27 protein-coding genes are annotated in these 25,874 nt (G+C 70.0%); 13 read left to right on the forward strand and 14 right to left on the reverse strand.

The genetic code is table 11. From position 1 onward, the window contains the following. The first annotated feature begins 25 nt into the window (after window positions 1-25). From ACFYWJ_RS11220 to ACFYWJ_RS11230, 3 genes are read left to right on the forward strand one after another with little or no spacing between them, the layout of a single operon-like run. The gene (locus tag ACFYWJ_RS11220) at window positions 26-982 is read left to right on the forward strand and encodes a CoA ester lyase (protein WP_355276329.1); all 957 of its coding nucleotides are present in this window, start codon (window positions 26-28) and stop codon (window positions 980-982) included. 12 nt (window positions 983-994) lie between these two features. After that, on the forward strand, window positions 995-1,489 hold the full coding sequence (locus ACFYWJ_RS11225) for a general stress protein (protein ID WP_019048869.1): 495 nt from the start codon (window positions 995-997) through the stop codon (window positions 1,487-1,489). A 4-nt stretch (window positions 1,490-1,493) separates the two neighbouring features. Continuing rightward, window positions 1,494-2,075: a suppressor of fused domain protein gene (locus ACFYWJ_RS11230; protein WP_355276327.1), complete on the forward strand. Its 582-nt coding sequence runs from the start codon at window positions 1,494-1,496 to the stop codon at window positions 2,073-2,075. Here ACFYWJ_RS11230 and ACFYWJ_RS11235 read toward each other — a convergent pair. Beyond that, window positions 2,072-3,148, reverse strand: a complete 1,077-nt coding sequence (locus ACFYWJ_RS11235; RefSeq protein ID WP_387163408.1) for a magnesium and cobalt transport protein CorA — start codon at window positions 3,146-3,148, stop codon at window positions 2,072-2,074. The two genes, ACFYWJ_RS11230 and ACFYWJ_RS11235, sit on opposite strands and share 4 nt — an antisense overlap. A gap of 76 nt (window positions 3,149-3,224) precedes the next feature. On the opposite strand from ACFYWJ_RS11235, the gene ACFYWJ_RS11240 reads away from it, so the two are divergent. The 5 genes from ACFYWJ_RS11240 to ACFYWJ_RS11260 all read left to right on the forward strand — a co-directional run bounded on the left by ACFYWJ_RS11240 (window position 3,225) and on the right by ACFYWJ_RS11260 (window position 7,854). Then, window positions 3,225-4,079: a PHP domain-containing protein gene (locus ACFYWJ_RS11240; protein ID WP_355276326.1), complete on the forward strand. Its 855-nt coding sequence runs from the start codon at window positions 3,225-3,227 to the stop codon at window positions 4,077-4,079. After that, window positions 4,076-4,342 carry a hypothetical protein gene (locus ACFYWJ_RS11245; RefSeq protein WP_355276325.1) on the forward strand — a complete coding sequence of 89 codons (267 nt, stop codon included), beginning with the start codon at window positions 4,076-4,078 and terminating at the stop codon, window positions 4,340-4,342. Before ACFYWJ_RS11240 ends, ACFYWJ_RS11245 begins: the two co-directional genes overlap by 4 nt. Before the next feature lie 51 nt (window positions 4,343-4,393). Further along, window positions 4,394-5,941, forward strand: a complete 1,548-nt coding sequence (locus tag ACFYWJ_RS11250) for an FAD-binding protein (RefSeq protein WP_355276323.1) — start codon at window positions 4,394-4,396, stop codon at window positions 5,939-5,941. Window positions 5,942-6,352: 411 nt separating this feature from the next. Next, a complete protein-coding gene (locus ACFYWJ_RS11255) occupies window positions 6,353-7,573 on the forward strand; it encodes an NADP-dependent malic enzyme (RefSeq protein WP_378823258.1) in 1,221 nt (406 codons plus the stop codon). Window positions 7,574-7,644: 71 nt separating this feature from the next. After that, entirely contained in the window at window positions 7,645-7,854 is a 210-nt protein-coding gene (locus tag ACFYWJ_RS11260) for an Arc family DNA-binding protein (protein ID WP_355276321.1), read from the forward strand. A 32-nt stretch (window positions 7,855-7,886) separates the two neighbouring features. On the opposite strand, the gene ACFYWJ_RS11265 is transcribed toward ACFYWJ_RS11260, so the two are convergent. The 4 genes from ACFYWJ_RS11265 to ACFYWJ_RS11280 are packed head-to-tail and all read right to left on the reverse strand — an operon-like array spanning window position 7,887 to window position 11,315. Continuing rightward, complete coding sequence (locus tag ACFYWJ_RS11265; RefSeq protein ID WP_355276319.1) at window positions 7,887-8,594, reverse strand: ABC transporter permease; 708 nt, start codon at window positions 8,592-8,594, stop codon at window positions 7,887-7,889. Continuing rightward, window positions 8,591-9,262, reverse strand: a complete 672-nt coding sequence (locus tag ACFYWJ_RS11270) for an ABC transporter permease subunit (RefSeq protein ID WP_355276317.1) — start codon at window positions 9,260-9,262, stop codon at window positions 8,591-8,593. Before ACFYWJ_RS11270 ends, ACFYWJ_RS11265 begins: the two co-directional genes overlap by 4 nt. Beyond that, window positions 9,250-10,407 carry an ATP-binding cassette domain-containing protein gene (locus ACFYWJ_RS11275; protein WP_355276315.1) on the reverse strand — a complete coding sequence of 386 codons (1,158 nt, stop codon included), beginning with the start codon at window positions 10,405-10,407 and terminating at the stop codon, window positions 9,250-9,252. Before ACFYWJ_RS11275 ends, ACFYWJ_RS11270 begins: the two co-directional genes overlap by 13 nt. 23 nt (window positions 10,408-10,430) lie before the next feature. Beyond that, window positions 10,431-11,315 carry an ABC transporter substrate-binding protein gene (locus ACFYWJ_RS11280; RefSeq protein WP_355276560.1) on the reverse strand — a complete coding sequence of 295 codons (885 nt, stop codon included), beginning with the start codon at window positions 11,313-11,315 and terminating at the stop codon, window positions 10,431-10,433. Window positions 11,316-11,561: 246 nt separating this feature from the next. Between ACFYWJ_RS11280 and ACFYWJ_RS11285 the strand changes: the two genes are divergently transcribed. Beyond that, window positions 11,562-12,434 (forward strand): glycine betaine ABC transporter substrate-binding protein, encoded by an 873-nt coding sequence (locus ACFYWJ_RS11285; protein WP_355276313.1) that lies wholly within the window; start codon window positions 11,562-11,564, stop codon window positions 12,432-12,434. Here ACFYWJ_RS11285 and ACFYWJ_RS11290 read toward each other — a convergent pair. The 4 genes from ACFYWJ_RS11290 to ACFYWJ_RS11305 all read right to left on the reverse strand — a co-directional run bounded on the left by ACFYWJ_RS11290 (window position 12,431) and on the right by ACFYWJ_RS11305 (window position 15,031). Next, window positions 12,431-12,724, reverse strand: coding sequence for a hypothetical protein (locus ACFYWJ_RS11290; RefSeq protein ID WP_355276312.1), 294 nt, complete (start codon window positions 12,722-12,724; stop codon window positions 12,431-12,433). The two genes, ACFYWJ_RS11285 and ACFYWJ_RS11290, sit on opposite strands and share 4 nt — an antisense overlap. Window positions 12,725-12,841: 117 nt before the next feature. After that, entirely contained in the window at window positions 12,842-14,068 is a 1,227-nt protein-coding gene (locus ACFYWJ_RS11295) for a DUF6596 domain-containing protein (protein WP_355276310.1), read from the reverse strand. Next, complete coding sequence (locus ACFYWJ_RS11300) at window positions 14,065-14,388, reverse strand: YciI family protein (protein WP_355276558.1); 324 nt, start codon at window positions 14,386-14,388, stop codon at window positions 14,065-14,067. Before ACFYWJ_RS11300 ends, ACFYWJ_RS11295 begins: the two co-directional genes overlap by 4 nt. A gap of 46 nt (window positions 14,389-14,434) precedes the next feature. After that, the gene (locus tag ACFYWJ_RS11305) at window positions 14,435-15,031 is read right to left on the reverse strand and encodes a dihydrofolate reductase family protein (protein ID WP_355276308.1); all 597 of its coding nucleotides are present in this window, start codon (window positions 15,029-15,031) and stop codon (window positions 14,435-14,437) included. A gap of 177 nt (window positions 15,032-15,208) precedes the next feature. Here ACFYWJ_RS11305 and ACFYWJ_RS11310 point away from each other — a divergent pair, with 177 nt between their 5' ends. The 3 genes from ACFYWJ_RS11310 to ACFYWJ_RS11320 all read left to right on the forward strand — a co-directional run bounded on the left by ACFYWJ_RS11310 (window position 15,209) and on the right by ACFYWJ_RS11320 (window position 18,303). Beyond that, entirely contained in the window at window positions 15,209-15,913 is a 705-nt protein-coding gene (locus tag ACFYWJ_RS11310; protein ID WP_355276306.1) for a PadR family transcriptional regulator, read from the forward strand. Between the two features lie 35 nt (window positions 15,914-15,948). Beyond that, window positions 15,949-17,424, forward strand: coding sequence for a DHA2 family efflux MFS transporter permease subunit (locus tag ACFYWJ_RS11315; protein ID WP_355276304.1), 1,476 nt, complete (start codon window positions 15,949-15,951; stop codon window positions 17,422-17,424). A gap of 168 nt (window positions 17,425-17,592) precedes the next feature. Then, on the forward strand, window positions 17,593-18,303 hold the full coding sequence (locus ACFYWJ_RS11320) for a cutinase family protein (RefSeq protein WP_387163417.1): 711 nt from the start codon (window positions 17,593-17,595) through the stop codon (window positions 18,301-18,303). A gap of 122 nt (window positions 18,304-18,425) precedes the next feature. Here ACFYWJ_RS11320 and ACFYWJ_RS11325 read toward each other — a convergent pair whose 3' ends face one another. Next, window positions 18,426-20,033, reverse strand: coding sequence for a molybdopterin-dependent oxidoreductase (locus ACFYWJ_RS11325; protein WP_355276301.1), 1,608 nt, complete (start codon window positions 20,031-20,033; stop codon window positions 18,426-18,428). A 115-nt stretch (window positions 20,034-20,148) separates the two neighbouring features. On the opposite strand from ACFYWJ_RS11325, the gene ACFYWJ_RS11330 reads away from it, so the two are divergent. Beyond that, window positions 20,149-20,574 carry a hypothetical protein gene (locus ACFYWJ_RS11330; protein ID WP_355276299.1) on the forward strand — a complete coding sequence of 142 codons (426 nt, stop codon included), beginning with the start codon at window positions 20,149-20,151 and terminating at the stop codon, window positions 20,572-20,574. A gap of 54 nt (window positions 20,575-20,628) precedes the next feature. Here ACFYWJ_RS11330 and ACFYWJ_RS11335 read toward each other — a convergent pair whose 3' ends face one another. The 4 genes from ACFYWJ_RS11335 to ACFYWJ_RS11350 all read right to left on the reverse strand — a co-directional run bounded on the left by ACFYWJ_RS11335 (window position 20,629) and on the right by ACFYWJ_RS11350 (window position 25,857). Continuing rightward, window positions 20,629-22,422 carry a long-chain fatty acid--CoA ligase gene (locus tag ACFYWJ_RS11335; protein WP_355276297.1) on the reverse strand — a complete coding sequence of 598 codons (1,794 nt, stop codon included), beginning with the start codon at window positions 22,420-22,422 and terminating at the stop codon, window positions 20,629-20,631. Window positions 22,423-22,514: 92 nt separating this feature from the next. Beyond that, window positions 22,515-23,468 carry an alpha/beta hydrolase gene (locus ACFYWJ_RS11340; protein ID WP_355276296.1) on the reverse strand — a complete coding sequence of 318 codons (954 nt, stop codon included), beginning with the start codon at window positions 23,466-23,468 and terminating at the stop codon, window positions 22,515-22,517. A 17-nt stretch (window positions 23,469-23,485) separates the two neighbouring features. Then, a complete protein-coding gene (locus ACFYWJ_RS11345; RefSeq protein ID WP_355276294.1) occupies window positions 23,486-24,319 on the reverse strand; it encodes an SDR family oxidoreductase in 834 nt (277 codons plus the stop codon). Next, on the reverse strand, window positions 24,316-25,857 hold the full coding sequence (locus ACFYWJ_RS11350; RefSeq protein WP_355276292.1) for an NAD(P)/FAD-dependent oxidoreductase: 1,542 nt from the start codon (window positions 25,855-25,857) through the stop codon (window positions 24,316-24,318). Before ACFYWJ_RS11350 ends, ACFYWJ_RS11345 begins: the two co-directional genes overlap by 4 nt. Window positions 25,858-25,874: the final 17 nt, after the last annotated feature.

Genomic DNA, 25,874 nt, shown 5'->3' on the forward strand with positions numbered 1-25,874 from the left:
TGTGACGAACAAAGGAGGAGGGCCCATGAAGCCCCGCCGATCTGTGCTGGCCGTACCCGGCAGCAACCCCAAGATGATCGCCAAGGCCAAGGGCCTGCCGGTGGACGAGGTGTTCCTCGATCTCGAGGACGCCGTCGCGCCGGGCGCGAAGACCGCGGCCAGGGCGAATATCGTCGCCGCGCTGAACGAACCGGGCTGGGGCTCCCAGCTGCGGGTGGTCCGGGTCAACGACTGGTCGACCGAGTGGACCTACGCCGACGTGATCACCGTCGTCGAGGGCGCCGGCGCGGCGATCGACGCGATCCTGCTGCCCAAGGTGACCGACGCGGGCCAGGTGCACGCGCTGGACCTGCTGCTCACCCAGCTGGAGAAGGCGAGCGGCCTCGAGGTCGGCCGGATCGGCATCGAGCCGCAGCTGGAGAACGCCATCGGCCTGCGCAATATCGACGCGATCGCCACCGCGAGCCCGCGCGTGCAGGCGCTGGTGTTCGGCCCGGCCGACTTCATGGCCAGCATCAACATGCGCACGCTGGTGGTCGGCGAGCAGCCGGTGGGCTACGACGTCGGCGACGCCTACCACCACATCCTGATGACCATCCTGCTCGCCGCCCGCGCGCACGGTCTGCAGGCGATCGACGGCCCCTACCTGCAGGTCCGCGACGTCGACGGGTTCCGCCGGGCGGCCGGGCGCACCGCCGCGCTCGGTTTCGACGGCAAGTGGGTGCTGCACCCCGACCAGATCGACGCCTGCAACGAGATCTTCAGCCCGCGCCAGGCCGACTACGACCGCGCCGAACTGATCCTGGAGGCCTACGCCTTCCACACCTCCGCCGCGGGCGGCGCTCGTGGCGCCGTCATGCTGGGCGATGAGATGATCGATGAGGCCAGCGCGAAGATGGCGCAGGTCATAGCGGAGAAGGGGCGAGCTGCGGGAATGACGCGCACAACGCGTTTCACTCCGCCACAGCCGGTCCAGAACTAGCAGAATGGGACTATGACGAATCCCTTGGGCAACCCGAATCGCGGACGGCAGGCGTTGCCGACGCCGCCGTCGGGCTGGCCGGTCGGCTCGTATCCGACCTACGCCGAGGCGCAGCGCGCGGTCGACTACCTGGCCGACGGGCAGTTCCCGGTGCAGGACGTGACCATCGTCGGCGTCGACCTCATGCAGGTCGAGCGGGTGCTGTACCGGCTGACCTGGGGCAAGGTCATCGGCGGCGGCGTGGTCTCGGGCGCGTGGCTCGGCCTGTTCCTCGGTCTGTTACTGAGCCTGTTCACCACGACCGGCGGTGCCCTCGGCCCGCTGGTCGTCGGTCTGCTCGGTGGCATCGTGTTCGGCGTGATCACCACCTCGATTCCGTACGCGGCCACCAAGGGCCAGCGCGACTTCGCCTCCACCATGCAGCTGGTGGCGGGCCGCTACGACGTGCTGTGCGACCCGAAGACCGCCGAGCGCGCCCGCGACATGCTGGCCCGATTGGCCCTGTGACGCAATGGATGTGGTGGACACGGTCCGCACCGCGGTGCTGGACCACTACGGCGTGCAACGTTCCGGGGTCGACTCGGCCTCGGTGACCTTCCTCGGGCTGGAACCGATCGAGATCCTGCGCATCCCCGGCGACGGCGCGGTGCACTACGCGACGCTGGGCGGATCACGCCATCCGATGGGCGATCCCGCCGATCTGCTGGCCGACCCGGTCCGCGGTCCGCGCGCCGAACTGGTGCTGACACTGCTGCTGAGCGCGGGCCCGCAGGCGGGCGTCGTCCGATCGCTCGGCGTGCTCATCGCGACCCCCTCGGTGGAAGGCGTTGTGCTCCAGGCGGACGCACTGCTCGACCTGGGGGAACCGCTGTGGCACAACGCCGTCTTCACCGCGGTGCTGCTCGGCGAGAGCGACATCGCCGAGATCGCGCTGCCCGAACCCGCCGAGCCGGTGCGGTATCTCAGCGTCGTCCCGATCACCGCGACCGAGGCCGCCTGGGTCCGCGTCCGCGGCGCGCAGGCGCTGCGCGACGCCTGGGCCGAGGCGGGCATCGATATCCGCGACCCGGCGCGCGGCGCGGTGAACCTCTAGATCCACTTGCTGCGGCGGAAGCTGCGGAACAGGACCCCGCAGACGACGGCCATGATGATCAGCACCACCGGATAGCCCCAGGGCTGGTGCAGTTCCCACATGTGGTCGAAGTTCATGCCGTAGACGCCGGCGATCATGGTCGGCACCGCGGCCATGGCGGCGTAGGCGGCGATCTTGCGCATGTCGGTGTTCTGCTGGACGCTGATCTTGGCCAGCGCCGCGTTCACCAGGCCGCTCAGCGATTCGTCGAAGTAGGTGATGTGCTCGGTGACGCTGGTGTGGTGATCGGCCACGTCGCGCAGGTAGCGGCGGATCTCCTTGGGCACCGGCAGCTCCGGGTTGTGCACGAGCATCTGCAGCGGTTGCCCCAACGGCGAAACGGCCCTGCGTAATTCGACCACTTCCCGCTTGAGCTGGTAGATCGCCCCGATGCCGATCTTGGAGGCGGGGGTGAACACCGCCTCCTCCATCTCGTCGATATCGGACTCGACCGATTCGGAGACCTCGACATAGGAGTCGACGACGTGGTCGGCGACGGCGTGCAGGACCGAGCACGGACCCAGCCGCAGCTGGTCGGGCGTGCCCTCGAGTTCGTGGCGCACCCCGGCCAATCCGGTGTGCTCGCCGTGGCGCACGGTGATCGCGAAATGCGGTCCGGTGAAGACCATGATGTCGCCGGTCTCGACGATCTCGCTGATCGCGTGGATGTCGTGTTCGACGTAGCTGACGGTGCGCATCACCAGGAACAGCGTGTTGTCGTAGCGCTCCAGCTTGGGGCGCTGGCGGCCCTGCACCGCGTCCTCCACCGCGAGCGGGTGCAGCCCGAAGATCTGGGCGACCTCGGTCATCTGGCCCTCGTCGGGATCGTGCAGTCCGAGCCAGACGAAACCGGAATCGGTCTTGGCCGCCGCTTTCAGCGCCTGCTCGGGGGTGAAGTGGCCGGGCAGCCGTTTCCCCTCGACGTAGACGCCGCAGTCCACGATGGCGCGCGCGGTCGGCACGGGAATCCGCGGCCGCGTCGGCCCGGCCCGGCCCGGCCCGCGGAACGACGGCATCTGCGGTAGTGAAGGCACGAGGTGGATGCTACGGCCGGCGCCGTCTCGGTGGAGGACTGCGCGCCGGTCGAGACGGCACTGTAAGACTGAGGGTGTGCGCATCGATCTGCATACCCATTCGACGGCTTCCGACGGCACCGACAGCCCGGCGGAGCTGGTTCGGAACGCCGCCGCGGCCGGCCTCGACGTCGTCGCGATCACCGATCACGACACCACCGCGGGCTGGGCCGAGGCCGAGGCCGCCCGCCCGGCGGGCCTGACGCTGGTGCGCGGCATGGAGATGTCGTGCCAGGGGATGGGCGAGGACGGCTGGCCCGTCCCGGTGCATCTGCTGGCCTACCTGTTCGACCCCACCGACCCCGGCTTCGCGGAGGAACGCGAGCGGCTGCGGGCCGAGCGGGTGGCCAGGGTGCGCGCGATGGCCGACAAGATGGTCGCCGACGGGTTGCCCATCGATCCCGACGCGGTCCTCGCCGGCGCGGGCCCGGCCGCCGGGCGTCCGCATCTGGCGCGGGCGCTGGTCGAGGCCGGCGTGGTCGAGAGCGTCGACGCCGCGTTCCACGAACTGCTCGCCCCGCACGGCCCCTACTACGCCGAGAAGGCCGACACCCCGCTGACCAGGGCCGTCGGGCTGATCGCGGCCGCGGGCGGGGTCAGCGTGCTCGCGCATGTGCGGGCCCGCAAGCGCGGCAGGCTGCTTGCGCTCGACGAGATCCGCGACCTCGCCGCCCTCGGCCTCGGCGGTCTCGAGATCGACCATCCCGATCACAGCGACGCCGATCGCGCGGTGCTGACCGATCTCTCGGCCGAGCTCGGGCTGCTGCGCACCGGGTCCTCGGACTACCACGGCAGCAACAAGACCATCGAGATCGGCGCGTGCCGGACCGATCCCGAACAGTTCGAGGCGCTGATCGGCAAGGCGAGCGGGGTGCCGGTGATCGCCCCGTGACGGTGGTGCGCGGGTTCAGCGGACTGGTCGCGGGCGGGGTGGTCGTCCTGCTCTGCGTGGTGATCGGGGCCGCGGTGATGGGCTCGCGCCGGGATTTCCCCGGTCCGGGGGCCGAGTCGCTGACCTGGCATGTGCTCGCGGCGGTGGTCGTCGTCGCCGCCCAGCTCTACGCCGATCGGAACCGGGGCGTCGCCGCGTTCACCGCCTCGGCGATCGTGTTGATCACGACCGGTGCACTGCTTTGGACACAATGGTGGAGTTGACGAGCGCGTAATGGTTGCGCCCGGGTGAACTGTCCCCGAATATTTCTCTTTGTGAGCAACATCGAGACGGATGTTCTGATCCTCGGCGGCGGACCCGCCGGGTTGTGGGCCGCCGTCTCGGCGGCGGCCGCGGGCGCGCGGGTCGTCCTGGTCGACAAGAGCCGGTGCGGGTCCAGCGGCCCGACGGTCTACGGCAGCACCATGATCTGGGACGTCGCGCCCGGTCACAGCCGCGCCGACGTCGTCGACACGGCGCTGGCCCGTGGCGGCGGCCTCGGTGACGCGGACTGGCTGCACCGGGTCGTCGACGAGACCCATCGCCGCTTACAGGTCTGGTCCGGCACCCGGCACCGGGTGCCAGACACCGCGGGCGGCGATCCGCCGGTGGTGCACCTGGACGGCGCGAGCTACCTGCGCAGGCTGCGCCGGGGCGCGCTGGAGGTGGGCGTGCGCATCCTCGATCATCATCCGGCCCTGCAGCTGCTCGTCGACCCGGCGGGCACGGTGGTCGGCGCCGCGGGCATCCAGCGGCACAACCGGTTCCGGCCGTGGACGATCCGGGCGGGCGCGGTGGTCGTCGCCACCGGTGGCTGCGCGTTCCTGTCCGGCGGCGCGGGCACCGAGGTGAACACCGGCGAGGGCCTGCTGATGGCGGTCGAGGCGGGCGCCGAGCTGTCCGGGATGGAATTCTCCAGCGCCTACGGCCTGGCCCCGGTGCTGTCGCGGGTGCATCCGAATCCGGCTGTCGCCCCCGGCCTCTCGGTGCGCTTCGCCGCGCTCTACGACGAGGCGGGCGCCGAACTGCCCGGCCGGTACCCGGCGGCCCTGGCCGCGCTCGCCGACGGCGGGCGGGTCTTCGCGGCGCTGCACGAGGTGCCCGACACCGTCCGGCACTGGCTGAGCAGGCACGGCGCGGTCGACGCGGCGGGCCGGGTGCCGGTGCGCGCGGTGCTCGAGGGCACGGTCCTCGGCGCGGGCGGGGTTGCGCTGACCGGACCCGACTGCGCGACCACCGTGCGCGGGCTGTTCGTCGCGGGCGCCGTCGCCGGGCGTGAGGTCGTCACGGGGGCCGCGGGCGCGACCGGCGGCCTGAGCGGTGCCTGGGCGCTGGCCTCGGGGACCTGGGCGGGCGAGGGCGCCGCCGCCTTCGCGGTGGCCACCGAGCGCGCGACCAGCGCGCGGCCGGTCCCCGGCGCCGGTCTCGGGCTGCACGCGCACATCGATCCGCGCTCGGTGATCGGGCTGGTGCAGGAGCACACCCTGCCGCTGCGGCGCAGCTACCGGCGCAGTGCGGGTAGCCTGGCCGACAGCATCGCCGAGCTGGACGCCATGTGGCCGGGCGCGCAGTTCGAGCTGGGCGGCCTCGGCGCCGAACAGGTCAGGGCCAGGCAGGCGGCGGCGCTGCTCGCGGTCGCGCGCTGGGCCGGTTACAGCGCGCTGGTGCGCACCGAGACCCGCGGTATCCACCGCCGGATCGACCACCCGCTGGCCGCGCCGGAGTGGCAGGTGCGCCAGCGCTGTGGTGGGCTGGACGCGGTGTGGGTGCGGCGCGTCCCGGTCGACGATCAGCTCACCGCGAGCCGACCCGCCGCGGTGTGATTGTTCACCGGATGTTCCCCCTCAACTGCGAGTTTTCTCTAACGCCATGGCAATTCGCCGCGGATACCCTCGATCCATGACGCGCGGCCGGGTGACACACGGATCCGGTTTGGCAAGGAGTCGACCGGGCTGGCAGAATGTTGCGGATTCCCTGCCCTTGCCACCGCCGGGTTCGGGGACCATGGCGACCTTCCGCCCCGCGACGCACCGTCGCGGCCGAGGGCCGACCCGTATGTCCGACCGGACCACCCGTCCGGCTCCGCTCGGCGGATCAGTGTCGCGCCACGCGACCGGTTTTCTCCGGTATTCGCCCTGGCTGCGCACCCTATGAGCGTCATGCAATTCCGTAATCCCGATATACCCGGCGGTAACCGTCCCCCGGTTGAGTCCGACTCGAGCAGGAGTGAAATCGTGTCACCTGTGACTGACGCACCGAATGCCACCGCGGCGCCCCAGGCCGATGACGCAGCGAGCCTGGCTGCCATCACCCAAGACGAGATCTTCGCGGGTCACCTCGGCGGCAAGCTGTCGGTCGAGCTCAGCGCCCCGCTCGAGACCCAGCGTGATCTGTCGATCGCCTATACCCCCGGTGTGGCCCAGGTCAGCCGGGCGATCGCCGAGGACGCGGCGCTCACCAAGACCTACACCTGGACCGACCGCCTCGTGGTCGTGGTCAGCGACGGCACCGCCGTGCTCGGCCTGGGTGACATCGGCCCGCGCGCCTCGCTGCCCGTGATGGAGGGCAAGGCCGCGCTGTTCAAGAAGTTCGCCGGCCTGAACTCGATCCCGCTGGTGCTCGACACCACCGATCCGGACGAGATCGTCGAGACCCTGATCCGCCTGCGCCCGAGCTTCGGCGCGGTCAACCTCGAGGACATCTCGGCGCCGCGCTGCTTCGAGATCGAGCAGCGGGTCATCGAGGCCCTGGACTGCCCCGTCATGCACGACGACCAGCACGGCACCGCCATCGTGGTGCTGGCCGCCCTCAAGGGCGCTGCCGCGCAGCAGGGTCGCGACATGTCGGCGCTGAAGGTCGTGGTGTCCGGTGCCGGTGCGGCCGGTGTGGCCTGCGCCAACATCCTGCTCGCCGCCGGTGTGCCCGATGTGGTCGTGCTCGACTCCAAGGGCATCGTCAGCACCGGCCGGGACGGCCTCAACGGCGTGAAGGCCGATCTGGCCGCCCGCAGCAACCCGCGCGGCCTGACCGGTGGCGCCGCCGAGGCCCTGGCCGGCGCCGACGTGTTCCTCGGCCTGTCCGCGGGCACCATCCCCGAGGAGCTCATCGCCTCGATGGCGCCGGAGTCGATCGTGTTCGCCATGTCGAACCCGGACCCGGAGATCCACCCCGAGGTGGCCGCCAAGTACGCCGCGATCGTGGCGACGGGCCGCAGCGACTTCCCGAACCAGATCAACAACGTGCTCGCCTTCCCCGGCGTGTTCAAGGGTGCGCTGGACGCCGGCGCCCGCCGGATCACCGAGGGCATGAAGGTCGCCGCCGCCGACGCCATCTTCGGTGTCGTCGCCGGTGAGCTGGCCGTCGACCGGATCATCCCCAGCCCGCTGGACCCGCGCGTCGCGCCCGCGGTCGCCGAGGCCGTGGCCGAGGCCGCGCGCGCCGAGGGCGTCGCGTAGTTCCCTGATCGACCGAGAGCGCCCCGTTCCCCGGAACGGGGCGCTCTCGCGTTGTCTGGGATCATCGGGTGATGACCTCCCTCACCGTGCAGCTGCCCGACGAGGTGCACGCTCAGCTCGTCACCGCCGCCGAGGCCGATGGCCTGTCGATGAACGCGGCCGTCGTGACGGCCGTGCAGGAGTGGCTCCAGTCGCGAGCCCATCGGGCCCAGGAGCGCGCCCGGATGCAGCAGGTGCTGGCGGCCGATCCGCACCTGCGCGCGTTGCTCGGCGACGACTGACCCTCGCCACCGGCGACGGTCGACGACCCGGACTACTCCGTGACCAGCGACGCGTCGGTGTCGACGATCGTCCCGCGTGCCAGCCGTCCGGTGCCCGGCGCGCTCACCCAGACCGCCGCCGCCAGCAGCGCGTCCAGCACCACGGCGAGCGCCGCCACCAGGAGCGCGCCCACCAGGACCAGGTCGTAGCGATAGAGACCGATCCCGTCGAAGATGTAGCGGCCGAGCCCGCCGAGGTTGACGTAGGCGGCGATGGTCGCGGTGGCGACCACCTGTAGCGTCGCGGCCCGCAATCCGCCGAGGATCACCGGCAGGGCATTGGGCAGTTCGGCCCGGAACAGGATCTGCGGCTCGGTCATCCCCATCGCGCGCGAGGCGTCGACGACATCGGTGGGCACGTTCGCGATGCCCGCGTAGGCGCCCGCCAGCAGCGGCGGGACCCCGACGGTGATCAGGGCCAGCAGCGGCGGGATCAAGCCGAGCCCGAGCAGCAGCACCAGGAAGGTGAGCAGACCCAGCGTCGGCAGCGCGCGCATGGCGTTGGCGAAGCCGACCAGCAGCGCGCTGCCCCGCCGGGTGTGCCCGATGACCAACCCGAGCGGCACCGCGATCACCGCCGACAGCGCGACCGCGAGGACGCTGTACCAGAGGTGTTGCAGCAGCCGGGTGTCGATCCCGGCCGGGCCGCCCCAGTTCGCGCCGTCGCTCAGGTACTGCCAGGCATCGACGAACAGATTCATGCCGGGTCCTCTCGCGGCGTCCGCTGCCCGCGCGCGTCGGCGCGGGTCCACGGGGTGGCGAAGCGGCCGAGCAGGAACACCAGCCGGTCGAAGACCAGCGCGAGCGCGAGGGTGACGATGATGCCCGCCACGATCTGATCCGGATAGTCGCGCTGATAGCCCTGGGTGAACAGCTTGCCGAGCCCGCCGACCCCGATCAGCGCGCCCACCGACACCATCGCGATATTGGTGACCACCACGACCCGCAGCGTGGCGACGAACACCGGCAGCGCCAGCGGCAGGTCGACGGTGAGGGTGCGGCGCAACCGGCCGAACCCGATCGCGTCGGCGGCGTCGATCACCGCGGCGGGCACGGTGTCCAGCGCGGTCGGCACCGCGATCAGCAGCAGCGCCGTGGAATACACGGTGAGCGCGATGATCACATTGAGCGGGTCGATGGCCGAGATCCCGACCAGCGGCGGAATGATCACGAACAGTGCCAGCGAGGGAATCGTGTAGGCCAGGCTCGACACCGTCGTGGTGATCCGCCTGGCCCACCCGGCGCCCCGGATCACCGCGCCGACCGGGACCGCGATGACCAGCCCGAGCAGCAGCGGCACCAGCGCGAGCACCAGGTGCGTGCGGGTGATCGCCATGACCTCGGCGAAATTGTCGATCAGGTATCGCACGGCGCGTCCTGGTCGAAGAACTCCCGGTTCCGTTCCGCGTCCTCGCGGGCACGCTGCGCGGCGAGCTGGGCGAGCACGTCGGCGGCCAGCAGACCGCCGCGCACGGCGCCGGTGTCGTCGACGGCCACCCCGATGCCCGACGGCGAGGAGACCGCCGCGTCCAGCGCCTGGCGCAGGTCGCCGTCCGGCGGGTACAGCGAGCCACCCGCGGACACGCCGGCGGACAGCGGTTTTCCGGCGCGGACGGCTTCCACCCCGGTCACATCCACCCAGCCGCCGGGCTTGCCGTCGGCGTCGACCACCAGCGCCCATTCACCCCGCGCCAGCCGCAGCCCGGCGACCCCGTCGGCCTCGACGGTCCGGATCGGCGCCAACGCCAGGGTGTCGGCGGTGCGGAACGACAGCGCGCGATAGCCGCGATCCCGGCCGACGAACCCGGCGACGAAGTCGGTGGCGGGCTGGGCGAGGACCCGCTCCGGCGCGTCGAACTGCTGCAGCACCCCGCCGCGCCCGAAGACCGCGATCGTGTCGCCGAGGGTGATCGCCTCGTCGATGTCGTGGGTGACGAACACGATCGTCTTGTGCAGTTCGGCCTGCAGCCGCTGCATCTCGACCTGCAACTCCGCGCGCACCACCGGGTCGACGGCACTGAACGGTTCGTCCATCAGCAGCACCGGCGGGTCGGCCGCCAGCGCCCGCGCCACCCCGACGCGCTGCTGCTGGCCGCCGGAGAGCTGCGCCGGATACCGGTCGGCCAGACCACGATCCAGCCCGACGCGGTCCAAGACCTCCAGCGCCGCGGCCCGCGCGGACTTGCGGGAGGCGCCGAGCAGCATCGGCACGGTCGCCACATTGTCGATCACCTTGCGGTTGGGCAGCAGCCCGCCGCTCTGGATGACGTACCCGATGCCGAGGCGCAGTTTCACCGGATCGACCGTCGCGATATCGCGGCCGTCGATGTGGATGCTGCCCGCGCTCGGCGTCACCATCCGGTTGATCATCCGCATCGAGGTGGTCTTGCCGCAGCCGGACGGACCGACGAAGACGGTGAACGAGCCCGAGTCGATCCGCAGATTCAGGTCGCGCACCGCCCGCGTCCCGTCCGGATAGGTCTTGGCGATGCCGCGGAATTCGATATCGGACACGGATTCTCCTAGTGGGCGGCTGCCTAGCCGATCGGGGAGTCGAGTCCCTGCGCGGTGATCCAGGCGAGCGCGGCGGCCTTCGGTTCGATCTTGGCGTCGCCCGAGACCGCGGTATTGAGCGAGATCAGTTCGGTGGTGGTGAGTTTGGCCGACACCGCGTCGAGGACGGCCACCGCCTTGTCGGTCTTCTTCGCGGCGTTGAACAGCGGCACCACGTTCTGGGCGGCGAAATTGCTCTTCGGATCGGCCAGCACGACCAGGTTGTTCTGCGCGATCGCGGGTGAGGTGGTGAAGATATCGGCCGCGGTGACCTGGCCGTCGACCAGCGCGCGCACCGTCGCCGGACCGCCGCCGTCGGCGATCGGCACGAAATTCGCGTCGCTGATGTCGAGTCCGTAGTTCTTCTCCAAGCCGGGCAGTCCGCCGGGGCGCTGCGCGAATTCCGCGGGCGCGCCGAACTTCACCTCAGCCGAATGCGGCGCGAGGTCGGCGATGCTGCGCAGGTTCCACCGGTCGGCGGTCGCGCGGGTGACGACCACCGCGTCGGAGTCCTGGCCGGGGGCGGGCGTCGCGATGGCCAGCTCGGTGCCGAGCGCCGTGGTCAGCGCCGCGTTCACGTCGGCCTCGGAGGTGGCGGTCGCGTCCTTGTCCAGGTATTGCAGCAGGTTGCCGGTGTATTCCGGGATCAGCGAGATCGCGCACTGGCGTAAGGCGGGGATATAGGCCTCGCGGCTGCCGATGTTGAACTTCGTGTCGACCTTGAACCCGTTGATCCGCAGCACCTCGGTGTAGATATTGGCCACGGTCTCGGACTCGGGGAAATTGGCCGAGCCGATGATCAGCGCGTCGCTGGCGCAATCGCCCTTGGCGGCCAGTGGGTCGGAGTTGCCGCAGGCGGACACGATCATGGCGGCGGCCAGCGCGACCGCGGCTGCCAGCACCCGGCCCGCCCGGACCGCGAAGCGGCGTGCCGGTCGACGTTGTCCGTGCGAAGAGGAGGCGAACGCGGTTTTCACTGGTGTCCTTCCGGCAAAGGCGGGCAGTGCGCTGTGCATGCGACCCGGGGGCCGCAGGTACATTCTGGTAGTTCATACTGCCCGCGTCGCGCCGAATTGCGTGGGTTGACCGCAAATACAGGAAGTTGGTGTCGCCGGATGGTGTCGCGCGCGGTGCGCCGGAAGCTGGCTGCGCTACTGGTCGCCACCTGGGCTTTCACCACTGTTTCGTGCGCCGGCGACGAGCCGCGCGAGGTGGTCGCGGTGGGTGCGGATTCCTCGGTCGAGGCAATTGTGCTCGCGGAGATCTATGCCCAGGCGCTGGCCCGCACCGGCACCCCGACCGCCGTCGTGCGCGGTTCGGACAACCCGCGGGCCGATCTCGACGCGGGTCGCATCGCGGTCCTGCCCGCCCGCGACGGCGCCCTGCTCGATCGCTGGAACCCGGCCGCGCCCGCCCGTACCCCCGAGGACGTGGTGGCCGCCGTCAACGCCTCGCTCCCGCAGGGCCTGTCGGCCTCCGACGCCGCCGACGGCACCGACCTGCGCTCCCGCCTCCTGGTCACCGAGGAGTTCGCCGCCCGCGACGGTGTCCGCACGCTGGCCGCCCTGACCCCGCGCTGCGCCGACCTCACCGCCGGCTACACCGAGCTGCCCGGTTTCGCCCCCACCACCCCGTCCCCCGTCACGATCGCCGGCTGCGCCTTCGCCACGACCACCCACTACCCGGACCCAGTGGCGCTGCGGAAAGCCGTGCGGGACGGCGAGATCCAGGTGGGCATCGTCAACGGCCCACCCGCAGGCACCGCGGCCGACCTGGTCGTCCTCGACGACCCGAAATACGCCGTCCGCGCCCAGAACATCCTGGCCCTCTACCGCTCCGGCCGCTTCGACCGCACCCAGCTGAAGAAACTCAACTACGTAGCAGGCGAACTCACCACCGAGGGCCTCACCGACCTGATCCACCAGGTCGACACCGGCACCGACCCAGCCGCCGCCGCCCGCACCTGGCTGGACACCCACGGCCTCTAGCGGGTCGGGGTGATGCGGATGTCGAATTTGCTGCTGAAGGTGGCGTCTTCGATGGGGGTATCGGCATTGGCGGGGAGTGAGCAGAGCATGGTGACTCCGCCTCGGGCGACCTCGATGGTTCCGTCGGTGAGGTTTTCGTCGCTGCCCCGGCGTTCCTTGATGAATTTCTCGATCGTCGTCCGCTGAGTGTCGGCGTTCTGGTCCAGGTAGTCGCGGCAGGTCGTGTCGCCGCCACGATTGAGGGCCCGATCGATGTCGGCGCAGCCCGCCGCGCCCGCGATGAGCACCATCATCGCCGTGAACCGAATTCGTCGCGTCCCCACCGTGATCCCCCGATCGTCGAACTACCCGAGTGTACGGCGATCTGGTGTCGAGATGTGTTGACAGGCAAGGGCTCCCGAGAACTTTCACCCGCCCAGCTGGTCGCGGCGGCGGGTCAGGTGGGTGATCTCGGCGGGGTTGGTGGCCAGGTCGATGGCGGTGTCGTAGGCGGAGCGGGAATCTCGGCTGCGGCCGAGTCGGCGGAGCAGGTCGGCGCGGGTGGCGTGGAAGACGTGGTAGCCGTGCAGGGGGTCGGTGAGGCGGTCGACGGTGGCCAGGGCTACCTCGGGGCCGTCGAGTTCGGCGACCGCGATGGCGCGGTTGAGGGCGACGATGGGGGAGGGGTCCAGGCGGACGAGTTGGTCGTAGAGAGCGACGATCTGGGACCAGTCGGTGTCGCGGATGTCGCGGGCCGAGGTGTGGACGGCGTTGATCGCCGCGAGGATCTGGTAGCGGCCTGGCGGTTCCCGGGTGGCGAGGCGCTCGCGGACGAGCCGGTGGCCCTCGGCGATCAGCGCCCGGTCCCACGCTCCCCGATCCTGGTCGTCGAGCGCGACCAGTTCGCCGCTCGAGGACAGCCGGGCGCCGCGGCGTGCCTCGGTGAGCAGCATCAGCGCCAGGAGTCCGGCCACCTCGCCGTCGCCGGGCAGCAGCTCACGGATCAGCCGGGTGAGCCGGATCGCCTCGGCCGTCAGGTCGTTCCGGACGGGATCGGCGCCGGGCCCGGTCGACAGATAGCCCTCGTTGAACACGAGGAACAGCACCGCGAGCACCCCCGAGACCCGGGCGGGCAGGTCCGCCGCCGACGGCACCCGGTACGGAATGCCCGCCGTCTTGATCTTGGTCTTCGCGCGGGTGATCCGCCTGCCCATGGCGCTCTCCTGCACCAGGAAGGCCCGCGCGATCTCGGGCACGGTCAGCCCGCCGACCATCCGCAGTGTCAGCGCGACCCTGGCTTCCATCGCCAGCGCCGGATGGCAGCAGGTGAAGATCAGTCGCAGCCGCTCGTCCGCGATGGCGCCGGGCGGTTCGGCGTCGTGGTCGTCGAGCATCCGGGCCTCCCGCTGTTTGTCGTCGCGCTTGTGCTCCCGGCGGATCCGGTCGATGGCCTTGCGCTGGGCGGTGGTGGTCAGCCAGCCGCCGGGGTTGGGCGGCACCCCGTCGGCGGGCCAGCGCTCGACGGCGATCGCGAACGCCTCGGCCGCCGCCTCCTCGGCGATGTCGAGATCGCCGAACCGGGCGGCCAGCGCCGCGACCACCCGTGCCCACTCCGCGTGGTGGGCCCGGATGATCGCCGCGTCGACGCCGCTCACAGAAACGGCCGCACCTCGACCTTGCGATGGCAGGCCTTCGATCCCTCGGTGGCGAGCGCGAGCGCCACATCGAGATCGGCGGCCTCGACGACCCAGAAGCCGATGAGGAATTCCTTGGACTCCACGAACGGCCCGTCGGTGACGATCGGCTCGTCACCCCGGTTGTCCACGACCGTGGCGGTGCCGGGCTCGCCGAGGCCACCGGCGAAGACCCAGTAGCCCTCGGCGATCAGCTTGTCGTTGAACACGTCGATCGCGGCCTCCTCCGTGGGCGTGGCCAGGGTGGGCCGGTCGTGGATCACGGACAGCAGGTACTGCATCACGCATCATCTCCTTCGGTTCGAGAGTTGCCCACCGGGCTCGGGATCAAGCCTTGCGCACCGGGTAGCGCAGATGGGTGACCCCGACGCCCGCGGTCACCGCCGGGTCGCCGAGCCACACCGGCGCACCGGCGAGCCGATCGAACAGCCGCACCCCCGACCCGAGCAGCACCGCCGCGATATCGACGTGGATCTCGTCGATCAGCCCCGCGTTCAGGCACTGCTGGATGGTGTCGGCGCCGTGGACGCCGACCGACTTGCCCGCCGCGGCCGCGACGGCCTGCCGCACCGCGCTCTCGAGCCCGTCGGTGACGAAGTGGACGTTCGAATCCGGCCGCGGCCACCCGTCCGGGACCCGATGGGTGAGCACGAAGGCGGGTCCCCACCCGTGCCGTCCGCCCCAGCCGTGGGCGACCTCGAACGTGCGCCGTCCGGTGAGCATGGCGCCGAGTTCGGCGGTGAGCGCCCGCAGGTGCCCGGCGCTCGGCGCGGAGACCCGGAACGTCATCGGATCCGCGCCACCGGTGGGGACTTCGACGTCTCCCGAGGAGAAGTACCAGTCGAACACCTCGGCGACGCCGTCGTCCGGGTCGGCGACGAAGCCGTCGAGGGACATGGACATGAGTGCGACAACCTTGGTCATCATCTGCTCCTGATCAGTCGGTATGAAGCTCCTTCACCCCTACTACGAACACGATCGCCCCGATCGGACACCTAGGTACCGAAAAGTTCGCTTGCCAGTCACTGTTCCGCTCCGTATATTCCTACTGGAATATTTGGTGTGGAACATGGACCTGCGCCGGTCGGCGCGGGAGTGGAGGTGAGCGTTGTGGGACAGCCGGGTCGCAACGCGATGACGCCGTTGGCCATCGCGGTTCTCGCGTCGCTGGACGAGCGGCCCATGCATCCGTACGAGATGTATCAGGTGCTGATGGCCCGCCGGGAAGACCTGCTGGTCAAGGTGCGGCCGGGATCGCTGTATCACGCGGTGGCCCGGCTGGCGGCCGACGAACTGGTCCGCGCCGAAGGCACCGAACGCGAAGGCAATCGGCCCGAACGGACCACCTACCGCATCACCGACACCGGTCGCGACGCGCTGCGCGGCCGCATCACCGAACTGCTCCGCGCTCCGGTCCAGGAGTATCCGATCTTCCGGGTCGCCCTCGCCGAGGCGCACACCCTGCCCGCCGAACAGGTCGTCGCCCTGCTCCGCGAGCGGGCCGGGCGGCTGGGCGAGGCGGTGACCGATGTCGACGCCATGATCGCGTGGGCGAGCACGCACCGGATCCCGCGTCGGTACTGGTTCGTCCTCGAGTACATCCAGGCGACGATCCAGGCGGAACTGACCTGGATCGAGCGGTTCGCCGCCGACCTCGACGCCGGTGAGATCGAGTGGGAGATCTTCGATCCCGACACCGGCGAACGCATCACCGACAGCGGCGACCCCACCCACGAATGGCCGCCGGGGGACCACCCCGACGCCGCGCCGCGACCCAGGTGGGCGGCCGGCGCCGCCCGCGACTGATATCCCGAGCTCATCTTCCGATAGGAACGAATTCGATGACCACCCAACGTAATCCGTGGCTGGCGCTGTTCGCGCTGGTGGTCGGGTTCTTCATGATCCTGCTGGACATGACGATCGTCGCGGTCGCCAACCCGGCGATCATGAAGGACCTGAGCACCGACATCTCCAATGTCATCTGGGTGACCAGCGCCTACCTGCTCACCTACGCGGTGCCGCTGCTGGTCACCGGCCGGCTCGGTGACAAGTTCGGCCCCAAGAACATCTACCTGATCGGCCTGGCGATCTTCACCGCCGCGTCGCTGTGGTGCGGTCTGTCCGGGTCCATCGGCATGCTGATCGCCGCGCGCGCCGCGCAGGGCATCGGCGCCGCGCTGATGACCCCGCAGACCATGGCCGTCATCACCCGCACCTTCCCGCCGGACAAGCGCGGTGCCGCGATGGGCCTGTGGGGCGGCGTCGCCGGGCTCGCGACGCTGGTCGGCCCGATCCTGGGTGGCGTGCTCGTCGACAATCTGGGCTGGGAGTGGATCTTCTTCGTCAACGTCCCGGTCGGCATCATCGCCTTCGGCCTGGCCGTGTGGCTGGTGCCCGCGCTGCCGACCAGCGACCACCGGTTCGACCTCGTCGGCGTCGTGCTCAGCGGTATCGGCATGACGGCGCTGGTCTTCGGTATCCAGGAGGGCAACACGCAGGACTGGTCGCTGCGGATCTGGCTGCTGATCGGGTTCGGCGTGCTCATGCTGATCGCGTTCGTGATCAACCAGGCCCGCAACCGGGGCGAACCGCTGGTGCCGATGAGCCTGTTCCGCGACCGCAACTTCTCGCTGTCGAACCTGGCCATCGCCGCGATGGGCGCCGCGGTCACCTCGATGATGGTGCCCTCGTACTTCTACCTGCAGGCGGTGCGCGAGATGTCGCCGACGGTCTCGGCGCTGGTGTTCGCGCCGATGGCGATCGTCACCGGCTTCGCGGCGCCGTTCGTCGGCAAGTTCTCCGACCGGCTGCCGCCGCGGCTGGTGCCGACCATCGGCTTCACCCTGTTCGCCGGGTCGACGTTCGCCTTCGCCGCGCTGATGAAGCCGGATTCGCAGATCATCTGGTTCCTGCTCGCCGCGGCCGTCGCCGGTCTGGCCAACGCCTGCATCTGGGCGCCGCTGGCCTCCACGGCCACGCACAACCTGCCGGTCACCCAGGCCGGTGCGGGCGCCGGCGTCTACAACACCACCCGCCAGGTCGGCTCGGTGCTCGGTAGCGCCGCGATCAGTGCGTTGATCGCGGCCCGCCTCACCGCCAACGGCCTCGGCGGCGGCGGTCCGGTCGGTGAGGGCGCGGCCACCGGCCCGCTCCCGCCGCAGATCCTCGACGAGTTCAGCACCTCCCTGGCCCAGTCCATGCTGCTGCCCGCCGCCATCCTGCTCATCGGCGTGATCGCCTCGGCCCTGTTCGTCGGCCACGGCGAATCGGGCGCCACCCCGAAGCCCGAACTGGCCAAGGCCGACGCGGGCGCCTGACCCGTCCCGCCGCTGCCCGTCCCGCCGTGCGCGAGACGGGCAGCACTCGTTCCGGCGCCGCACCCGGCCCGGTCAGCGCGATGCCGGTGCCGACACCAGCACTTTCGCGGGCGCCGCGCCGGTGACCTGGGGTGTTGCCGACGCGGCGAGGTGGGTAGTCTGCCCGGAATGACAGCACGTTCTCTTTCGCGATTCGTGTCTGCAGCACTCATGGCAGCCGCGATTCCGCTGGTATCGCCCATCCACTCCGCGACAGCGGCGTCGTGTTCCGACATCGAGGTGGTGTTCGCGCGCGGCACGGCCGAGCCCGGTGGTGAGCTCGGTTTCACCGGCGCGTCGTTCGTCGAAGCGGTCCGCCTGAACTCCGGTGGCCGCTCGGTCGGCGCCTACGGAGTCGACTACCCCGCGAGCAGCGACTTCGCCGACCGGCTCGCCTTCGCCCGCACCGTGGTGCGCGGCATCAACGACGCCCAGCGGCGGGTCGAGTACATCGCCGCCAACTGCCCGAGCACGCGGATCGTGCTGGGCGGGTACTCCCAGGGCGCGGCGGTCGCCGGGTTCGCCACCGGCACCGGGGTGCCCGAGGGGGTGCCGCTGGAGTACCAGTCGCATCTGCCGGCGCCGCTGGCGCCCGAGGTGGCCGAGCACGTCGCCGCGGTCGCGCTGTTCGGGAAGCCGTCGGATCGGTTCCTGGCCGACGCCGGCGCGCCCGCCGTGGTGATCGGCGCGCCCTACGCGGGCAAGACCATCGACCTGTGCATCGATGCGGACAACATCTGCGACGGTTCCCCGCTCGGCCAGCCCAATGCCCTGCACACCCTCTACAGCGTCAACGGAATGACCCTCACCGCAGCGCAATTCGCGGCGCAGCGGTTCTGAACGACGAATAGCGGAAGGCCGGTCGCGGATGTGCGACCGGCCTTCCGGCTGTCGGATCGGTGATCGACCAGGTTGTCAGCGTCGTCGGGCTGAGTTGCCGACGACCGGGACGAACCGTTCGATCAGGCGACCTGGAGGGTGACGGTCGGGTATCCGGTCGCCCCGTCCGGGACGACATCCTGCTCGACCGCGGTCTGCGGCACTCCGGTGTTGTCGATGGCGCGGGCGCGGATGGTGTGCGGCCCGGTGGTGGCGTCCCAGTCGTAGACCCACTGGCGCCACGTGTCGATCGAGACTTCGGTCGAGAGCCGCGCGGGTCGCCAGTCGCCGTTGTCGATCTGCACCTCGACGCCGGTGATGCCGCGGTGCTGTGCCCAGGCGACGCCCGCGATCGTGGTGCGGCCCTGCGGAATCCGGCCGCGCCCGCGTGGGGTGTCGATCCGGGTGCCGGTCTTGATCGGGCCCTGCGCCGACCACCCGCGCCGCGTCCAATAGGCGGTGGCCTTGTCGAACCGCGTCACCTCGAGTTCGGTGACCCACTTGGTCGCCGAGACGTATCCGTAGAGGCCGGGCACCACCAGTCGCGCCGGATAGCCGTGCTGGACCGGCAGCGGAGCGCCGTTCATCCCGATCGCCAGCAGCGCGTCGCGGCCGTCGGTGAGCGCGGCCAGCGGACTGCCCGCCGTCCAACCGTCCTTGCTGTGCGAGAGCACCATGTCGGCGTCGGGGTGCGGGCCCGCCTCGGCGAGCAGTTCGTCGAGGCGGTAGCCGAGCCAGCGGGCATTGCCGATCAGATCGCCGTTGATCGGATTGGACACACAGGCCAGCGTCACCAGGTGTTCCACCGGCGTGCGGCGCGCGAGATCGTCCCAGGTGAGCCGGATTTCGCGGTCGACCATGCCGTGGATGCGCAGTGACCAGTCCGCGGTGGACACCTGGGGAAGGATCAGCGCGGTATCGATCCGGTAGAAATCGTCGGCCGGGGTCAGATACGACGTGAGTCCGGGCACGCGCAGGTCGGCGTCGGCGGGAAGTTCGGGTAGCGGCGTTGCGGGACTGGGCAACTCGACGGTGGACCGCTCGGCCGTCACATCTGTCCGCGCACCGCCGAGCAACCTCCCGGCGAGCCCGGCGCCGATGGCCATCACCCCGGTCGCGGCGATCCCGCCCAGCACCCGCCGTCGCCCGGCAGTCACCGCCGACTGGTCCGGTGTATTGCCCGGCGATTCGCCGCTGCCGAGCGCCGGATCTTCGGGTCCCACGCCGCGCCCCGGTCCCGGTTCCACGCCCGTCGACGCGAGCGGTGATGGCATGGCGGCGATCCGCCGGGTGAGCCCTCGCAACGCGAGAATCCCTGCCGCGGTGCCGATCAGCGCGGGCAGGGCGCCGCTGATTCCGCCGATCCGCCCGGCCCCGATCACCGCCGCGACCACCCCGAAGACCGCGAACACGATCGATCCGACCGGCCGGGTGACCCGCTCGAGCCACCCGGCCAGACCGGCGACCACCACCGCCACCACGCCCATGCATACGAACAGCACGGTCTTGTCGTTGCGGCCGAAGCTCTGGATCGCCCACTCGCGCAGGCCGTCCGGCGTGTGGTCGACGACGGTCGCGCCGAGCGCGTACGCGGGCGCGCTGCCCGCACCGGTGAACACCGCGACCAGCTCGGCCACGCCGAGGACCAGCGCGGCCGCCGCGATTCCGGCCGCTACCCGCAACAACGCCATGTCAGCGAGCCTACGTCGCCGAGACCGATCTGTGACGACGGAACAGCTGTCCTCGGCCGACGGTGAAAACTACACTCCGTAGTAGAACTGAATCCGTCCTCGGCAGGAGGCTCCCATGCCCGAGACCACAGCACCCGAGACCACCCTGCGCGCGGCCACCGCCGTGTTCGCCGTTGCCCTCGTCGTCCACGGCGCCGACCATCTCCGCCGGGGGATGGACGCCACCTCGGCCCTGGTCAACGCGCTCGGCACCCTGCAACTCCTGGCGGCCCTGCTCGTCGTCGTCCTGGTGTTCCGGCGGCACTCCGCGGCCCCGCTGGCCGCGGTGATCGTGGGCTTCGCCAGCGCGGCGGGCTTCTTCGTCGTGCACCTGCTGCCGGACTGGTTCGGCCCGCTCAGCGACAGCTTCGTCAACGCGCCGGCCGACGCGAACGTCACCGGGTTCTCCTGGTTCGCGGCCCTGTTCGAGATCTCCGCCGATCTCGCGGTGGGCCTGGCCGGACTGCGTGTCCTGCGCGAACGGTCCGCGGCCGTCGCCTGAAACGCCGGAAGGCCGGCTGCGCGAACGCAACCGGCCTTCCGGACGAGACGGGGATTACGAGTAGATCTTGTCGACCTCGCCCGCGTACTGCTTCATGACGACGGCACGCTTGAGCGACATCTTCGGGGTGAGCTCGCCACCCTCCTGGGTCCAGTCGACCGGGAGGATGCGGATCTTCTTGATCGCCTCGGCCTTGGAGACCTTCTTGTTGGTCTCGTCGACCGCGGCCTGCACCTCGGCGACCAGCGTCGGGTTCTCGATCAGGCTCTCGATCGCGGTGTCGGCGGCGACGCCGTTGCGCTCCTTCCAGCCCGGCAGTGCCTCCGGGTCGAGGGTGATGAGCGCGCCGATGAAGGGCTGGCCGTCACCGACGACCATGACCTGGCTGATCAGCGGGTGCGCGCGCAGGGAGTCCTCGAGCACGGCGGGGGAGACGTTCTTGCCGCCCGCGGTGACCAGGATTTCCTTCTTGCGGCCGGTGATGGTGATGAAGCCGTCGGCGTCGATGGCGCCCAGGTCGCCGGTCTTGAACCAGCCGTCCTCGAAGGACTCGGCGGTGGCCTCCGGGTTGCCCCAGTAGCCGTCGAACACGACCGAGCCCTTGAGCAGCAGCTCGCCGTCCTCGGCGATCTTGGCCGCGTGGCCCTGGATCGGGCGACCCACCGAACCGACCCGGATGAACTGCGGGGTGTTCACGCTGAACGCGGCGGTGGTCTCGGTCAGGCCGTAGCCCTCGTAGATGGTGACGCCGACGCCACGGAAGAAGTGGCCGAGGCGCGCGCCCAGCGGGCCGCCACCGGACACGGCGGCCAGGCACTGACCACCGAGCGCGGCGCGCAGCTTGCTGTAGACGAGCTTGTCGAAGACGAAGTGCTTCAGCTTCAGGATCAGGTCGGGGCTGCCCTTTTCGAGCGCCTCGCTGTAGGCGATGGCGGTGTCGGCGGCGGCGTCGAAGATCTTGCCCTTGCCGCCGTCGTGCGCCTTCTGCTTGGCCGAGTTGTAGACCTTCTCGAACACGCGCGGCACCGAGAGGATGAAGTCCGGCTTGAACTCGCCGAACTGCTCCACCAGGGTCGTCCAGTCCGAGCTGTGCCGGATGGTCACCTTGGAGTCGAAGGCGATCAGCGCGACCGCGCGGGCGAACACGTGCGCCAGCGGCAGGAACAGCAGGGTCTTCTGGCCCTCGGAGACGAAGGCGGCCAGCTCGATGCCGCCCGAGCGCGACTCCGCGTACAGGTTCGCGTGGGTCAGCTGGACGCCCTTGGGCTTGCCCGTGGTGCCCGAGGTGTAGATCAGGGTGGCGGGCGAGGCCGCGCCGACCTGCTTGCGGCGCTCGTGCACGACGGCGTCGTCGAGGTCGGCGCCACGCTCGGTGAGCTGCTCGATCGCACCCTTGTCGATCTGCAGGGTCTCGGCCAGCGCGGGCAGCGAACCGGCTTCGATCTCGTCGATCGTGGCGCGGTGCTTGTCGTTCTCGACGACCAGCACCTTGGTCTCGGAGTCCTGCAGGATCCACTTGGCCTGCTCGGCGGCCGAGCTGTCGTAGATCGCGACGGTGACGCCACCGGCGGCCCAGATCGCGAAGTCCAGCAGGGTCCACTCATAGCGAGTGGCTGCCATGATGGCGACGCGGTCGCCGAGTTCGATGCCGGAGGCGATCAGGCCCTTGGCGACGCCGGTGACGGCCTTCTCGAACTGCTTCGCCGTGACGTCGTTCCAGCCGCCGCTGCCGTTCGGGACGTTGAACAACACCGTGTTCGGCGTCTCCGCGGCGAAGCGGAAGACGTTGTCGGAATTGTTCGCATCGTCCGGGATGGTGTAGGAAGCCGGAACTTCGAACTCTCGCATCAGTGCCCTTCCAGTGGGTTCTACTCGCCAGTAATCTACGACACGTTCGGGCGGGCCGCGATATCGCCGTCCGAAAATCCTGTCACCAGGACTTATCGTAAATCGTCGATCGAAACTGGCTGGATTGCTTCTCGCAGGAATTCTGCGAGTTCGCTGAGTGCCAGCGCTGCCTCGGTGACCAGCGCGGCCTGCAGTTGCGCGACATGCCAGAGGCCGCGGGTTTCGGTGAAGCGGACGTGCACACCCGCGCCACGCAGGGCCGAGACGAGCTGACAGCACTGATCGTGTAACAGTTCGCTCACATCGGCCTGCACGTAGGTGGGAGGCAGTCCGATGAGGTTTCCGGTGAGCGGAGCGTAGCCCGCATCGGTTGCGGCGCCGTCGCCGAGGTAGTAGGCGGCGCACGCCTGCGACCACGCCCGGTTGATCACCAGGTCGCGGCTGCGGCTCGGCACCTGGGTGGGGTCGACCCAGGGCGCGATGAGGCCCAGCGCGGCGGGCGTCAGCTGGTGCCGCTCGCGCAGTCGCTGGGCCAGCGCGAGCGCCAGGCCGCCGCCCGCCGAGTCACCGGCCAGGCAGATCTGATCGGGCCGGTAGCCGACGTTCTCCACCAGATCCAGGAACGCCGCTTCGGCGTCGTCGAGGCCGGCGGGCAGCGGATGCTCGGGGGCGAGGCGGTAGTCCAGCGAGTACACCGCGCAGGAACTGTCCCTGGCCAGCCGCGCGACCAGCGAGCGGTGGGTGGCCAGCGACCCGACGACGTACCCGCCGCCGTGCAGGTACAGGATCGCGCCCGCGGCGCGCTCCGGTGGGACCGCCCTGGTCAGCGAACCAGGGATGGCGGTCTCGGCGATGACCCGCTCGGCCGGGCGGCCGCCGAGCTGCAGATGCTGCACGACGGAACCGTCGGGCATCGGCTGCAGCACGGAGGCCACGTCGAGCAGGGTGCGCTGCACCGCCACCGGCAGCCGCGCGTTGAGCGTGACCCGGAAGATCGGATCCAGCACCGCACGGGCGATCGGCAGCGGGATGGTGAACTCGCGCATGGCGTTTCCTAGTCGCGTCAGTGCGGCATGAAGCGGCCGTTGACGACGGCCGAGATCCGGTTGTACCCCGACGCCAGGAAGCGCACGCTCACGTCGAGCACCTTGGCCTCCCAGCCGATCAGCACGCGCGCGTGACCCTTGCGCACACCCTCGGTGATGGTCTGCGCGGCCATCTCCGGGCTGTGGATCGCCAGGTACTTGTCGAACAGCGAGGCGGTGTTGGCGCCGTCGATGCCCTCGGCGTAGGTGGCGTTGCGGGCCACGGCGGTCTTGATGCCGCCGGGGTGCACACAGGTGACCTTGACCGGCGCCTTGGAGATCTTCATCTCCTGGTACAGCGCCTCGGTGAAGCCGCGCACCGCGAACTTGGCCGAGTTGTAGGCCGCCTGGCCGGGCACGGTGACCAGGCCGAACAGGCTCGACACGTTGACGACGTGGCCGTCGCCGGACTCGATCAGCATCGGCAGGAACGCCTTGGTGCCGTTGACGACGCCCCAGAAATCGACGTCCATGATGCGTTCGATGTCTTTGAAATCGGTCTTGACCACGTCACCGTGGTAGGCGATGCCCGCGTTGTTGTAGATCTGGTGCACGACACCGAAGTGCGCCTTCACCGAGTCGGCGTAGAGCAGGAACGCCTCGCGCTCGGCGACATTGAGCCGGTCGGCCTTGACCTGCGCGCCCAGTCCCTCGACGATGCGCACGGTCTCGGCCAGGCCCTCGGCGTCGATGTCGGACAGCGCCAGCTTGGCGCCGCGCCGGGCCAGGTTCTCGGCCAGCGCCCGGCCGATGCCGGAGCCCGCGCCCGTGATCACACAGACTTTGTTCGTGAAGTAAGCATCATTGCTCACTGTGCTGCCACCACTTTCAGTTCGGTGTCGGAGTCGGTCGAAGAAGTCGTGTCGTAGGCAGCGACATCGAAATTCTTGGTCAGCCTACGGAACTGGAAGGTGAAATCGGGCCACAGCGTGGTGTTGTTGCCGTGCTTGTCCAGGTACCAGCTGGCGCAGCCGCCGTTCATCCAGACGCTGTCGGCCATCTTCGCCTGCAGCTCGGCGTTGTACTCGCGGACCGCGTCCTTGCGGACCTCGACGGTGCGCAGGCCCTGCTTGTCGATGGTGGCCAGCGCGTCGGCGACGTAGTTGATCTGCGACTCGATCATGAACACCATCGAGGTGTGGCCGAGGCCGACGTTCGGGCCGAGCAGGAAGAACATGTTCGGGAAGTTCTCGATGGTCGAGCCCTTGTAGCCGCGCTGGCCGACCTCGTCGAACTGCTCGGACAGGGTCTGCCCGGTGCGTCCGGTGATGGTCTCGAAGGCGGGGGAGTCGGTGACGTGGAAGCCGGTGGCCACGATCAGCGCGTCGATCTCGCGCTCGGTGCCGTCCTTGGTGACGATCGAGCCGGCCTTGACCTCGGTGATGCCCTCGGTGATCACCTCGACGTTGTCGCGGTCGATCGCCGGGTAGTACTCGTTCGAGATCAGCATGCGCTTGCAGCCGATGCGGTAGTTCGGGGTGACCTTGGCCCGCTTGACCGGGTCACGGACCTCGGCCAGCAGCTTGCCGCGCGAGATGGTCTCGAAGATCTTCATCAGCGCGGGGTACTTGGCCAGGCCGACGACCTGGGTCTCGCGGGCGGCGTAGATGGCCGCGCGGGACAGTCGCTGCACGCCGGGAATGTACTTGAACGCCAGGCGTTCCGGCAGGAAGTACGGGCGATCCATGCGCGGCAGCAGCCACGGCGCGGTGCGCTGGTAGAGGTCGAGGTGGGCGACCTTGCCCGCGATGGCCGGCACGATCTGGATGGCCGAGGCGCCGGTGCCGATCACCGCGACGCGCTTGCCCGCGAGCTCGACATCGTGGTCCCAGCGCGCCGAGTGGAAGATCTCGCCCTTGAACTCGTTGATGCCCTTGATGTCGGGCAGCGACGGCTCACACAGCGCGCCGACCGCGGAGACCACGGTGTCGGCGGTGAAGTCGCCCTTGCTGGTCGTGATGTCCCAGCGCGCGGTCTCGGCGTTCCAGCGCATACCGAGCACATCGCAGTCGAACAGGTGCTTGTCCAGCACGTTGTTCTTCTCGGCGACGCCCCGGATGTAGGCCTGGATCTCGCCCTGCTTGGAGAACGAGCGCGACCAGTCGGGGTTCAGTGCGAACGAGTAGGAGTACAGGTGCGACGGCACGTCGCACGCGGCGCCGGGGTAGGTGTTGTCCCGCCAGGTACCGCCGACATCGCTGCCGCGCTCCAGGACGAGGAAATCCTCGGCGCCCTGCTGGCGCAGCCGGATGGCCATTCCGAGGCCCGCGAACCCACTGCCGACGATGATCGTCTTGATGTGGCGGGCGCCGCGGTCGGCGACAACTTTGTCTGTAACCTTGCGACTCATGTAATGCAGACTACGTT

Source organism: Nocardia sp. NPDC003269 (assembly GCF_042888005.1).
GTDB lineage: Bacteria > Actinomycetota > Actinomycetes > Mycobacteriales > Mycobacteriaceae > Nocardia.